The organism is Paenibacillus sp. LS1 (assembly GCF_026013365.1).
Lineage (GTDB): Bacteria > Bacillota > Bacilli > Paenibacillales > Paenibacillaceae > Paenibacillus.
On the sequence record NZ_JAPDOE010000004.1, the window covers coordinates 303,449 to 316,771 of the forward strand.

Annotated in this window: 10 protein-coding genes; 5 read left to right on the forward strand and 5 right to left on the reverse strand. The window is 46.5% G+C overall.

Going from position 1 to position 13,323, the window contains the following annotated elements:
- The first annotated feature begins 15 nt into the window (after window positions 1-15).
- Both OM416_RS18510 and OM416_RS18515 read left to right on the forward strand, forming a co-directional pair.
- On the forward strand, window positions 16-1,029 hold the full coding sequence (locus tag OM416_RS18510; RefSeq protein WP_264931906.1) for a Gfo/Idh/MocA family oxidoreductase: 1,014 nt from the start codon (window positions 16-18) through the stop codon (window positions 1,027-1,029).
- 29 nt (window positions 1,030-1,058) lie between these two features.
- Entirely contained in the window at window positions 1,059-2,045 is a 987-nt protein-coding gene (locus tag OM416_RS18515; protein ID WP_264932103.1) for a Gfo/Idh/MocA family protein, read from the forward strand.
- Between the two features lie 3 nt (window positions 2,046-2,048).
- Here OM416_RS18515 and OM416_RS18520 read toward each other — a convergent pair whose 3' ends face one another.
- Window positions 2,049-2,921 (reverse strand): MurR/RpiR family transcriptional regulator, encoded by an 873-nt coding sequence (locus tag OM416_RS18520; protein WP_264931907.1) that lies wholly within the window; start codon window positions 2,919-2,921, stop codon window positions 2,049-2,051.
- 491 nt (window positions 2,922-3,412) lie between these two features.
- On the opposite strand from OM416_RS18520, the gene OM416_RS18525 reads away from it, so the two are divergent.
- Complete coding sequence (locus tag OM416_RS18525) at window positions 3,413-5,248, forward strand: HSP90 family protein (RefSeq protein WP_264931908.1); 1,836 nt, start codon at window positions 3,413-3,415, stop codon at window positions 5,246-5,248.
- Window positions 5,248-6,297, forward strand: a complete 1,050-nt coding sequence (locus tag OM416_RS18530) for a hypothetical protein (protein ID WP_264931909.1) — start codon at window positions 5,248-5,250, stop codon at window positions 6,295-6,297. Before OM416_RS18525 ends, OM416_RS18530 begins: the two co-directional genes overlap by 1 nt.
- A gap of 149 nt (window positions 6,298-6,446) precedes the next feature.
- Here OM416_RS18530 and OM416_RS18535 read toward each other — a convergent pair whose 3' ends face one another.
- The 4 genes from OM416_RS18535 to OM416_RS18550 all read right to left on the reverse strand — a co-directional run bounded on the left by OM416_RS18535 (window position 6,447) and on the right by OM416_RS18550 (window position 11,265).
- A complete protein-coding gene (locus OM416_RS18535; protein ID WP_264931910.1) occupies window positions 6,447-8,654 on the reverse strand; it encodes a beta-lactamase family protein in 2,208 nt (735 codons plus the stop codon).
- Between the two features lie 171 nt (window positions 8,655-8,825).
- Window positions 8,826-9,596 (reverse strand): DUF3169 family protein, encoded by a 771-nt coding sequence (locus OM416_RS18540; RefSeq protein WP_264931911.1) that lies wholly within the window; start codon window positions 9,594-9,596, stop codon window positions 8,826-8,828.
- 1 nt (window position 9,597) lies between these two features.
- Entirely contained in the window at window positions 9,598-9,807 is a 210-nt protein-coding gene (locus tag OM416_RS18545; RefSeq protein WP_017690042.1) for a helix-turn-helix transcriptional regulator, read from the reverse strand.
- Window positions 9,808-9,969: 162 nt separating this feature from the next.
- Entirely contained in the window at window positions 9,970-11,265 is a 1,296-nt protein-coding gene (locus OM416_RS18550; protein WP_264931912.1) for an MFS transporter, read from the reverse strand.
- A gap of 165 nt (window positions 11,266-11,430) precedes the next feature.
- On the opposite strand from OM416_RS18550, the gene OM416_RS18555 reads away from it, so the two are divergent.
- Window positions 11,431-13,311 carry an ABC transporter substrate-binding protein gene (locus OM416_RS18555; RefSeq protein WP_264931913.1) on the forward strand — a complete coding sequence of 627 codons (1,881 nt, stop codon included), beginning with the start codon at window positions 11,431-11,433 and terminating at the stop codon, window positions 13,309-13,311.
- The last annotated feature ends 12 nt before the right edge of the window (window positions 13,312-13,323 follow it).

Consider the following 13,323-nt stretch of genomic DNA (forward strand, 5'->3'; position numbering starts at 1 on the left):
GAGGAGTGAGCGATCATGGAATTGAATATGGCGATCATCGGATTTGGGAACGCAGTGGTGAATTATCATTTGCCTTATCTGGACAAGAAAGAAAACATCAAGGTGAAGACGATATACCGTCGGGAGGAAGATCGGGTTGGCGATACAGAGCGTGAATCACTCTATCCCGAGATTACTTTTTCGACGAATATCGAAGACATATTGCAGGATAATGAGATTGAATTGATTGTTGTTGCCACCCATGTGGATAGCCATGTAGAGTACGCCAAGCTGGCATTGGAACACGGGAAACATGTGCTGGTGGAGAAACCTTTTGCCTCTACTTCTGCGGAAGCCAAAAATATCTTTGAACTAGCCAATCGTAAAAATCTCATCTCCATGGCGAATCAAAATCGCAGATTTGATGGTGACTTTCTGACATTGAAAAAAGTGATTGAGAGCGGCGAACTGGGAAATATTGTTGAAATCCAGTCCCACTATGATTATTTTCAACCACAGTACGCCAGAAGCGGATTTGGATTGCTGCATGGGTTGGCCGTGCATACCATTGATCAGTTAATCTCCATATATGGCGTAGCCGACCGAATTGATTATGATGTTCGGAGTTTGATCGCGCCGGGTGAATCCGATGATTATATCGATATTGATTTTCGTTATGGACGAATGAAGGCTACGATTAAGTGCAGCCTGCTTGTGAAGATCGAGCATCCGAAATTCATAGTGCACGGGGATCGGGGAAGCTTCGTCAAATATAGCAGCGGACATCAAACGAAAAATGGAGATGGACGAACCAAAATATCCATTGAAGCTGAATCAGAGGATAACTGGGGTACGATTAGTTATGTGGACGAAGAGGGAACATCACATACGGAGAAAGTTCCTTCGGAAGCAACGGACTATGGCATTTTATATGATCGACTGCTTCATGCCATTCGACATAACGGTGATAAACCGGTCAAGGATGAAGAGGTTTTATATGTATTGGATATTTTACATGAAGGAATCGAAGTGGCGAAGAAAGCCAACTAACAAATAAACGACAGGAGCGAAACAATATGATGAATATAGCAACGATTGGTACAGGGTCCATTGTAGATGCCATTTTGTCCGCGATAAATGAACTGGAAGATGTCACTTGTACAGCGATGTACTCCCGGAAGAGAGAAACAGCACAGGAGCTTGCGGGTAAATATGGGGTAAGTACAATCTATACAGACCTGGACTCCCTATTTGTAGATGTGAATGTAGATCTCGTATATATTGCTTCACCGAACAGTATGCACTACGAACAGGCCTATCAGGCACTTCAACATGGCAAGCATGTCGTCTGTGAAAAACCGTTCACATCCACGCTTCAGGAAGCAGAGTCGCTGATTGCACTTGCGAAGGAAAAGAATTTGTTGCTGTTTGAAGCGATCTCCAACATTCATTTGCCCAATATTAAAGTCATACAGGAGCAACTACCGAAGCTTGGTCCGATTAGACTCATCCAGTGTAACTACAGTCAATACTCGCGCAAATACAATGATCTGCTTGCAGGGCAAACACCGAATGTATTTAATCCACAATTCTCTGGTGGTGCGCTGATGGATATCAATATTTATAATCTTCATTTGGTTATGAATCTGTTCGGCAGTCCGAATGCCGTATCGTATACAGCGAACCAGCATGCAAACGGCATTGATACGTCAGGAGTTATGGTTCTCAAGTATCCGGAGTTTATTGCGGAATGTGTAGGTGCCAAAGACTCGAGCAGCATGAACTTTGTGCTCATTCAGGGAGAGAAAGGTTATCTTCAGGTTGTAGGAGGAGCTAACGGTTGCCGGGAGATCAAGCTTCAGATCGGGAATGAGCCTGCTGAGGAATATAATGCGCAGACCAAATCCAATTGGCTGTACTATGAGTGGGAAACGTTCAGGGACATCCATGCAAGTGGTGATCACAAACGGTGTTACGAACTACTCGAACACAGCCAGTCTGTGATGAGTGTACTCATGAGTGCGCGTAAGGATGCCGGGATTGTATTTGCAGCGGACCAGCGTTAATTGTTAATACGTATCGCTAATGCTCCCCATGTACAACATATCGAAAATATAAAGTACCGAGACCATTGAAGACATTTTGGACAGTCGTAATTGTTCATTGTATCCATAAGCCAGCAGCGTTTCATCGCAATGTCTGGACAGGGTTGAATGGTTGTTGCCGGTAACCGCGATGACTTTCATTTGTTTGCTACTGAGCACTTTGGCAGCTTCAATCATGGATTGATTCTCACCTGTGTGCGAGATAACAAAAGACAGCGTCAGGCTGTTGGGATTCATCGTGTTCAAATAATGCATGTTGGGACTATTGTGAGCAATCGCAGATATGCCGAGTTCATTCCACTTGGCACAAGCCTGTTGAGCCAGATAATAATTCATATCACTGCCATAGATATCGATACGTCCGGATTCTTTGACCCAGTTAGCAATACGTAGCAAAACAGGAGCATTTAACATCCGGCGCGTATCATCCAGCGCCTGCTGATACAGGTAAGGAACCGAGTCGATGGCTGCCAGCACGTTGCCTTGTTCTGCAATTGCATGATCCTGCGTCTGCAACGCGGGAGGTATCTGTTGGTATTCAAGCGCAAGCTTAAGCTGAAAGTCTGGGTACCCCTTGGTACCCAGCTTTTTGCATAGGCGAACAATGGTAGATGAGCTTGTATAGGTCTGCTGAGCCAGTTCATGGGCTGTAGAATCAAATACAACTTCGGGGTTGTTCAGAATATAGTCCACAATATGCTTCTCCTGTGCCGTTAATTGGGAAGCATATTTTAATTTTTGAAGTAGTTTGGATTCCATGCGATTGTTCCATTCCTCTCTATAATCATCCCAGTATACATGTCTCCACATCATAACCTGCGTTTGTTTATTTCTCAATCTGTTGAATTTCCTCGCTAAACTCCACATCATTCAGATCTGACTTTCCGCCAGTTGTTGACGACTATTCCATAGGGTGACGAGACGAAGAAGAACCAAACTTCAAATGGAAGGCGAAAAAAGAAGGATCTCTCCGTCAATAGTCCCGGATGAAGGGTGCGCACTTCCCCTCAATTCCACTTCAAATCGGGTCTAAGGTTTGTTTTCACTATGGCCTGTACGATGTATCCTTATTTTAAGGGTAGAACATTCGTTTCATTGCTCTTCATAACGTGGTAATGATAGATAAGACCTTACGTCTCATGAATGTCTGAAATATTCATCTAACGCCGGTCTTGGTTATCCAGGGCCGGCTTGACGTGATGTTTAGGCGTGCCTGTCACGGGAACGTCTGTTTTTAACGATTACATAATGAATTCGTCTAACACATCCATATGAATACATCGTATGGGTACATATTGTGTTTGGACGTAGAGGAAGGTGAGTGAGTCATGACAGCATCTAATGAATATCGTTTTCAAGTGAACCTGAGTGGTATGATCCAGATTTTATCCAACCATCTATATAGTAGTCCGAAAGTGTTCTTGCGCGAGCTGATGCAGAATGCGACTGATGCGATTACCGCAAGAACGGAGGCGGAGCCAGGATATCAGGGTGAAGTTCGTGTTGAACTGACAGGAACAGGTGAGCAACTGACCATGATGGTGGAGGACAACGGCATCGGCTTGACTGAAGCTGACATCCATGAATTCCTGGCGATGATTGGACAATCTTCGAAGCGGGGGCAACAAGCGCTGCTGGATGGAGAGACTTCGTTTATCGGACGTTTCGGAATCGGTTTGTTATCCTGTTTCATGGTGAGTCATGAAATTGTCATGCTGACGCAATCCGCGAAGGGCGGACCTTCGATGGAGTGGCGGGGCAAGCCGGATGGCACCTATACGATTCGGCAGTTGGACACACAGTTGTCCCCGGGCACCAAAGTATATCTGCGCTGCACACCAGACGCGGCTCACTACTTTGAAGCGGATTATGTGAAAGAGGCCCTGTTCTATTACGGAGCGTTATTACCGTATCCGGTCACGCTGCATCATGACGGTGTGCAGCATGTGGTGAATAGCGAGACGCCGATCTGGCTGATGGACCCTGCACTCGCACGTTCACGCAGAGCAGAGGTGTTGGCTTTTGGCGAACGTCTGCTTGGGGAGAAGTTCCAGGACTTTATTCCGCTGACGACGGCTTCAGGCCGTACAGGAGGTATTGCTTTTGTACTGCCACACGCAGTTAATCTGAATGCGAAGCGTTCTCACCGGGTGTACCTGAAGCGAATGCTGATTTCGGAGAAAGCAGAGAACATTTTGCCAGAGTGGGCTTTCTTCGTGAAATGTCTAATCTGGACAGATGAGCTTCAACCGACGGCTTCACGGGAACATTTTTATGAAAATGAAAAGCTGGAGGAAGTTCGCTCCGAACTCGGAGACGCACTTCGCAAGGGACTCGCCGACATGGCCGAGAGCCAGACAGAACGGCTACAGAAGCTAATTCGCCTGCATGCCTTGTCCATGAAGGCACTGGCTGTGCAGGATCAAGCATTCTTCGCGATGATTCATCGCTGGTTGCCATTCGAGAGCACGAGAGGTCACCGAGAGCTGGGTGAGCTGATCGATGAAAGAGAGACGTTGTACTTCACGTCCTCTGTCGATGAGTACCGTCAGATTCACCATGTGGCATCCGCACAATCGATGCTGGTTATTAACGGTGGCTACATCTATGACAGCGAGTTGATGGCGACACTGCCTATGGCTGTGCACAATGTACACACGGAACGGCTAGAGCCGGATCAGGTCTCGATGAGCTTCACGGATGTGCCACCGGCTGAGCGTAATCAGTATTATGATGCATTGCGACTGGCCGATTCTGCTCTGCAGCGCTTCCGTTGTCGTGCTGAGGTGAAAGGTTTCAAGCCATCGGATCTGCCGGTGTTGTTCACTCTATCGCAGGAATCGTCTACGTTGCGTGCATTGGAAAAAGCAAGTGAAGAGAGTACGGAATTGTTCTCTTCCGTCCTTGGCTCCTTATCCTCCGGAATCAGTTCGGCGGGATATTCAACCTTGTACCTGAATGTGAACAATCCGATTATTCAGCGTGTGCTAACGTCACCGGATGACCAAATGACGCCGATTGCCATTGAGATGCTGTATGTTAATGCATTGATGATGGGGCATTATGCGATGAACCGGCAGGAGCTGGAAGTGCTGAATCAGGGCATCGTTCGTTTTATTGATTGGGGTTTGCGTGCGAATACAGATCGTAAGGGGGATGCCTGATGAAAACAGAGATGGATTTTGAGGAATTGATGGACGAAGCCTATGGCTTGCCTAATGGTCCGGCGAAGCTGGGTATGCTGGAGGAAGCGGCAAGAGTCGCCGATGTGAACGGCATGGAAGAAGAGGCATACGAAGCAAGAGCGGAGATTGTGGAGACAGCAACATTCTGCGGTTATCCGATGAAGGCACTGATTGCTTTTTCCTGGCAACTGGGCAAGTTCGACCAACAGCCGGAAGAATATGATGAAGAAACGTTAATGTGGTCGTATAAATGGATTCTAGGCAAACTATCCAGTTTCCCGGAAGTGTCACGCGATAAAATGATGGAGCTGCTTGAGGACTTCGGACAGCGTTTCAAGTCATTTGGCTACAGCGAACGTTCGTATTGGTATTATCGATTCCGCATCTCCATGGATCTTGGGGAGCTGGAGGAGGCAGGAAGCAGTTATGCCAAGTTCAGAACGATGGATCGAGACTTTATGAGTGACTGTGAAGCCTGTGAACAGGACGAGATGATGCGTTATTTCATCCTTACTGGTGACGACGAGAAGGTGCTTGAAATGGCAAAACCTATCCTGAAAGGCCGGATGAGCTGTGCGGAGATTCCGCATCTTACGTTGTCGGAGATCTTGATGCCACTCTACCGATTGGGGCGGACTGCGGAAGCAGACAAGCATCAACAAAAGGGCTACCGGTTGATCAAGGGTCAAAATGATTTTGTGAGAAGCTTTGCTGAGCAGATGGATTATCTTGCACGCACCAATCCGGCGAAGGGGATTGATGTGCTGGAAGAAAGTCTGGTGTTCGCGATGGATAATGAAGATCCATTTGCCAAGATGTTGTTCTACGCCAGAACGGCACCATTGTTACGCCGCTGGGCGGACGAATCCCCAGAATACCGATTACGTCTCCCTGCGTCCTTCCCGTATGAAGGAGATCCAGGAGATTTGCGTAAACTGGCGGTTTATTTTGCGGGATATGCCCAAGCAGCTGCAGACAAGTACGACCAGCGTAATGGCAATCGTCATGTCTCTTCGTTGCTCGGATAGGAACGGATATAACCCGTAACAGCTAGATTTATAAGTGATGAAAAGTAAAGAAACAGGCTCGTTCGAAAAGGATATTATCCTTCCGAACAAGCCTGTTTGTCATACATCATGAGCATGATATATCTAATCGGTATGAAGATATTTTATTTTTATTGTGCTGATGTTGCAGAAGGGACCGTCACTGGTACAGGAACCGGCGCAGTTTCAGATGTCTCATCTGCAGGCTCAGCGCCTTCGGCAGGTTCTGCTTGTGGTTGTTGAGCTGCCATCAGTTCAGCGACGATTCGATCTGTTGGTTGTGTAAGCAGCGCATACATAATCGCAGCCTCTTCCTGACGAATCAGAGGTTTGCGGGAAAGGAAATCAACAGAACCGTCCTCCAGTACCTTTACCTCGGGTCCGTGGATACCGAGCGTATACATCATCTGAATGGCTGGCACAGCCCATGCATCTGTGTGCCCCGCAAGTTTCACATCATTGAACAGTTCGCTAGGATATTGCAGTTGCATAATTCTCCACATCATGACCATGGCTTCCTGTCGGATAATCACTTGATCCGGCTTAAACTGTTGTTCGTCCGTGCCAGTAATCATACCCAATTCATATCCGAGTTGAATATATCCTGCTGCTGCATGATCTGCCCAGTCGGTGCCAGCAGGAGGCGTTGTTTTGCTGGGCTTCAATCCGCTCAGTTTAAGCGTGTTCTCAATAAATTCAGCTCGTGTTACAGCTGTTTTTGGTTGGAAAGACTTGTTAGCATCATTCTCATAATATCCAAGAGATTGTATTGCGTAGATTGCTTCAGCATAAGGACTGTTCTCACGAACATCCCGGAAGCCCATAGGCTTTTGACCTTTTTTCTCATAACCCATAGGGTTGAGGTAAGGTTCTTTCATGTATGTGGTGCCATCTGCATATTCTTTGAATGCTGTGAATTGACCAGTCAATTCATCCTTGAAGAGATTATCCTCCACTTGAATCAGGTTGCGTTGACCCAGGAATACATCGTTAATACTCAGTTGTCCATGCTTATCGCTGGCATCTTTCAGAGAACTTACAATCGTGCTAAGTCGAAGATCAGCGTACAATCCTGTAAAGCGTTGTAGCTCAGCTGCGGATTGCGGCGTATATTCCTTGAACTGCACAGGCTCTGCATATTGCGGGAAGAAATTTTGAATGAATGCCGGGTAGAACAGATTACGAAGTGCTCCATTCTGATTATACGTCAGGAAGACGCCTGTATTTTGCTCGGGAATAAGGAAGAGATAAGAGCTGAATCCGGTCAGGTCGCCTGCTTTCGTAATAATTTTTGGACTACTTCCTGCTCCGGGAAGCTGAAATGCAGCTTCGAATCCATACGTGGTGTTCGGTAACAGTGGATGAATGGAGGAACGGTATTGTTCCATACTTTTCACTGTGGATTCTTTGAGAATCCGCTCGTTGTCCTTCACGCCATCATTCAGGAACGCAATCATGAACTTCCCAATGTCCTCTGCGGTAGACAACATGCCACCTTGAGGCAGCGGTGTTGGAGAGATGGTGTACAGATCAAGCGGGTTGTGTGTCGCATCATATCCTGTAGCTAGTTGTTTTTGGAACTTTTCGTCCAGCATGAAACTGCTGTTATCCATGCCTAGCGGTTTGAAGATATGTTGTTGCATATAAGATTCAAAGGGCTCGCCACTTACATTCTCCACAATCATGCCGAGCAGCAAAAACGAGAAGTTATCGTACATGTAGGCGCTACCAGGCTCTCGAACGACAGGAGGCATATGTTGCTGTGCGTAATCCTCCATCGCTATGTACTTGTTGAAATCAGTATGGATGTCTTCCTGCTGTGGATCACGGATCTCAAATCCGGTCGTGTGTGTGAGCAGGTTCTCTACAGTTACAGGTTTGTCAAAAGGATTATCAAATTCGAGCCCTTTCACATAGGTCTGAAAATCAGCTTGCAGATCAACTTTGCCTTGCTCCACTAGCTGCATTACAGCTGCTGATGTGAACGTTTTGGAGACAGAGGCTACACGGAAAGCGGTTTTTTTTGGATCGATAGGCGTTTTGTTCTCCTGATCAGCATAGCCGTATCCTTTTTCCGCCAGAACTTTACCATCCTTCACAACCACAACGGAGGCTCCGACATAATGGGCTTTTGCCTCAGGTGAATCGAAGAATGAATCCAGAAAAGCTGCAGCCGATTCGGTTGTCAGCGCTTTCGTCTTTCCTTGTTCAGCAGCTACTGGAGTCGGGGTCTCCGCCTGAACCGCGGGTACCCACAGACTGAGAGACAGAACCACAGCCATAAAGGCTCCAGTTAGGGAGGTGAACCTGAAGCGGGTGTTTCGTTTGGATAAATGCATGCAAACACTCCTTTATGAAAATATTTACAAAATAGTTACTCGAATCAATTTCATAACTCACTAAAAATGGGGTTTTGTAACTAGATATAGACAAATTAGACCGTTTTGATCTATATCTAGCCTTCATAGAAGCAGCTAAAGGTATTATGAAATTGATTACTTACCCATGTATTACTGGTTACTCGCACGATAGGTTTCACGATAATAGATTCCAATGTTGGCAATCCAGATAATAGAGAGCATAACGATTGGGAATGGAGCGAAGGTAAATAGAACCGAATACAGCACCATGGACAACATGCCGACACCGAGCAACAGGTTCATCATTTGGAAAGAACGATAGGCTGCGCGATACACGATCCATTTCTCACCTTCATCTAGTTTCTCGAAGTGATCTTTTTTCATATTGCGCGAGTTGAGATCCAGTGCACGATCAGGGAAATAACGGTTATATCTTTTGAGAGTCAGACTTTGCAGGATCACGACGAGGAAAATGGAGATACATGCACCAATGAGATTCACGAGGTTAAACAGTTCTGGGAAATTCGGCATGTTTCTGTTGGATGCGTACAAGGACAAGGCCAGTGCTGCCCAGGTAAACGCAACAATAACACTGAATCCGCTGAGTATCATCGCTTTTCCAAGGGAACGCTCCGCGGGTGAGATTAGTGAATCAGACTCTCCATAAGTATCTTCTTCCATCGGAGGAACAGATGGCGTGCGGGAGAGACTGAATATGTTCCACAACATCATAATCACCACCGCAGCAGCCAGTAGTATAAATAAAAGATCATAGTCATAGTACACGGACAGCGTCCAGTTCAGGTCAGAAGGGACTTTACGGACCCCGCTAGCTCCGATAAAACCAACTACAGCGCCACCTGCTGCATACAAGGGAAGACGCAACCGCTTCTTAATGGATGAGGATGATGAATGTTTCAATCTAATCTCCACCTTTCAATTCAAAGATTTTTTCGACAGGTTCACGAAATACATGTGCTATTTTTAGTGCCAGAACGACCGACGGAGAGTAATCTCCACGCTCAATCAGGGCAATGGTTTGACGGGATGCACCAATGAGTTTGGCCAGTTCTGCTTGGGATAGCCGGTCTCTGGCTCGTAACTCCCGAACGTGATTGTGTAATTCTTCCACTTACTCACCTCCATGAACCTAATGTACATGATATTTGTCTAAATGTAAACTATAATATACAAAATGTTTATGATAATTTACTTTAAAGTGATGATAATGGGCATGAAAAAGAGAGCCTGCCGGGCTCCCTTACATGATTATTTTGGTGCCAGAAAAGTGAAATCAAGATGCATCTGCACACGGCAGATGTTCATTCTGTTCCTCTGGCTTTCGAAGTAACATTCGGAAAAAGACGAGCGCTCCAAGTCCCATGAGTACATACAGACCAGCCATTGCATAGGTAGGCAGAAAGGCTCCTATGGTTAACCCGAGACTTCCGAGGAGGGCAGCTACGTTATAGCTTAACCCGTCAGCAGCCATGTAGGCAGCACGGTCCGAATCGGGAATCATACCCGCGAGCGTGACCTGACGAACAGGGGCGTACATCAATTCTCCAATGGTCAGCAGTATAGCGGATAAGATAAGTAACCAGGCCCAGTTGCTGAAAGCAAGTACGGTGAAACCTGCGGTATAGAGGAGCATACCGAAAGTCATGATAGATCGGGACGGGAAGCGACCGATCCATCTGGAGTATGGAATGGCAACCAACGCGACAAGTACGGTGTTGATGACCATGATCAGGCTGAACATATGCAGACCTGAAATATCTGAGCCGAACAGTTGGGCGGTGAATTCATTTTTTAGACGAACAGCGATGTATTTATCCAACTGAAATTCCAGGGAGACCGCAAGTACAGTGGCTGTGAAAAATATCATGAAACGTTTGTCTTGAAAGACCGCCCAGTACGTTTTCAGTATGTTCCTCTGGATGGGACCATTGGCTTCCATTAGTCTGTTGGATGGATCGGAATCCTTGGATTGACCGGTAGTATTATATACGCGTTTATCCATTGTTTCTTGAATCATAAAGACCAAAATAAATAGGGTAGCCATACTTTCTAGACATACCAGACTGAACAACAGAAAACGAAATGACTCGAAAAATAGTCCGCCCATCAGTGCGCCAAAGGTTACAGCTACGTTGGTTGTCCAATATTGCAACCCATATACATAATGACGTTCATGTTCACTGCTTACATCAACAATCATGGCATTAGCTATCGGCACTGTGATCCCTGAACTGAGACTGCTGAGCAGAAACATGAGACAAGTGACAATGATCGAATCCATCCACGGCGAGTTTGCAATGGCCAAGCAGAGTAGAGCCACGACCTGGAGACTTTGTGCGATCACCATTAATTTCTTTCGTCCAATCCGGTCAGACCAATGTCCTGCGCCCAATCCCACGATCATGGAAGCCACAATATTGACCGTCAGCAATAACCCCGCCAAGCCTGCGCCAATCTGAACACTCAGATAGATCGCCATGAATGGAATGATAGACTTTTGGGTCAGATCGGTGAAAAAATCAGTAATGATCCGTATCCTAATGTTCGGGTGCAAATCGGCGTATTTCATAAGTTGTTCTTCTTCCTTCCCGCTGGTCATGTTGATGTTACTGAGTATAATGGAGGAAAACCTGAAGAAAAACTGTAGAAGTAACCGAATGGATTTCGTATTTTAGTAGATGGAGCAAAGTAGTTAAAAGATAGAATTTAGAACATAGGAGAAGGGAGGGCATAAATGGACGTATCAGAACATTACATTCAATTGCGATTGAACTTTCTGCATGTGCATGATGAACAAGAAATACATACAACGGTAGGTGAACTCGCCGATCATTTATGTTGTACCATGCGTAATATGAACCTCATTATGAACAAATTCAAGGAGAACGGATGGGTCATGTGGAACCCGCAGCGCGGTAGAGGCAAAAAATCGATACTTGTCTTTTGCATCCCGCTGCTTCATGTGGTTCGTGAACGGTATGACCATCTCCTGAATGGGAACAGGATCGAGGACGCCTATGAACTTGCCTCCATTTTACCAATTACGATGCGAGAACATCTGATGCAGCAAATGCAGCATCAATTCGGTCTGCGTTCAAACGAAGGGGCCAGAGGGCGAGTGGATACATTACGGATTCCGCAAAATACGCCGTTTAAGACTCTCGACCCAACGCAGACGGCGATGTGGGGAGAAGTTTTCATCATTGCAGAGGTGTTCGATCGTTTGGTTCGCTATAATGCTGAACGTCAAGTCTGCGAGCCGAGTCTGGCTATGGCATGGGAGAGTCATGCGGATGGAAGGGAATGGACCTTTTATCTGCACAAAGGCATACCTTTTCATCATGGAAAGATTCTGGATGCAGAGGACGTCAAGTTTACCTTTGATCGCATTATCTCTGACAGGAGTAACCCTTGCAGGCCGCTGTTTGGTTCGATTGAGAGCATAGAGGCTTATGACCAGTTGACTGTACGTTTTATGTTGAATACACCCAACTTTATGTTCCCGGATCTGATGAGCAGTATGTGTGCATCCATTCTGCCTAGAGATGTGGAGATGAACCCGCTTCATCCGATTGGAACAGGACCTTATCGTTTGACTCGTCATGATTCGAAGCTGCTTGTGCTTGAGGTGTTCAATGCCTATTTCAGAGGCCGTGCTTATGTGGATCGCGTTGAAGTGTGGCAGCTCCCCCATTCGGCAAAGGCGGAGTCCATCATCAAGCATGATTTATTTCCGGATGCACAACCTCGTGCCGTACAGCATGAGATGCAGGGCGGTGTGTATATGACGTTTAATGTGCAAAAGGAAGGGCCGCAGCATGATGTGAATTTTCGTCGGGCTGTTCAACAGCTATTGAATGCGCATGAGTTGTCGGAAGCGCTCGGGAGCACGAACACGCAGGCTGCCTATAGTCTGATTCGAGTACGAGTTCAGAAGCAGCATCTAAAGGAGAGACCGGATCAAGGGGGGCCGTGGAAACAGCAATGGAAACAACCGGATGGTTCTGCTAAACCAGTACTTTCCGTGGAGTCTTCGCTGGCGCGCGTCTCAGCATTATTACGTCGCAGCTCTTACCAAGGGCAAATGTTATCTCTGTGGGTGGAAGAAGGAGAGAAGATGGAGGCGGACATGATCTGGTTTGCAGAGAGATGTGAACAGATTGGTCTACATATATGCATTATTCCGGGAGACCCGGTCCATGCAGTCTATCAAGATGGATTCAGGGATTGTGATCTGATCTATACAGGAGAAGTTTTCGATGATCATGTCGTGCTGAGTCTCGTGACGATGTATACCTTCCAGAACACGTTATTCCTGATTGCGATGAATGATTACTGGAGAAATGAACTGGAACAGGAATGTGGACACGTTGTCATGATTAAGGAACCTGCGGAGCGGTTGAATAGATTGATTCGACTGGAAGATCGATTGATTCAGGAGGCGCTGCTTCTGCCCACCTACAGCTTCAAGGAAGAACATGCCCATCATTCTTCTCTGCGTGGTTATCATGTTGCGGGGCATGGTCTGCCTGATCTGCGCCGATTGTGGGTGAAGAGAAGACCTGGTACCGCTGAAGAGGATACGAGTTATCCGGTGTATATTCCGTTGTGGTAGGTAAGAACGACT

What these genes read in the sequence shown, in the direction of transcription:
- OM416_RS18535 (WP_264931910.1), bottom strand. Translation starts at nt 8,654, where the DNA reads ATGCATTTATCCAAACGAAACACCCGCTTCAGGTTCACCTCCCTAACT.
- OM416_RS18525 (WP_264931908.1), top strand. Translation starts at nt 3,413, where the DNA reads ATGACAGCATCTAATGAATATCGTTTTCAAGTGAACCTGAGTGGTATG.
- OM416_RS18530 (WP_264931909.1), top strand. Translation starts at nt 5,248, where the DNA reads ATGAAAACAGAGATGGATTTTGAGGAATTGATGGACGAAGCCTATGGC.
- OM416_RS18550 (WP_264931912.1), bottom strand. Translation starts at nt 11,265, where the DNA reads ATGAAATACGCCGATTTGCACCCGAACATTAGGATACGGATCATTACT.
- OM416_RS18515 (WP_264932103.1), top strand. Translation starts at nt 1,059, where the DNA reads ATGAATATAGCAACGATTGGTACAGGGTCCATTGTAGATGCCATTTTG.
- OM416_RS18510 (WP_264931906.1), top strand. Translation starts at nt 16, where the DNA reads ATGGAATTGAATATGGCGATCATCGGATTTGGGAACGCAGTGGTGAAT.
- OM416_RS18555 (WP_264931913.1), top strand. Translation starts at nt 11,431, where the DNA reads ATGGACGTATCAGAACATTACATTCAATTGCGATTGAACTTTCTGCAT.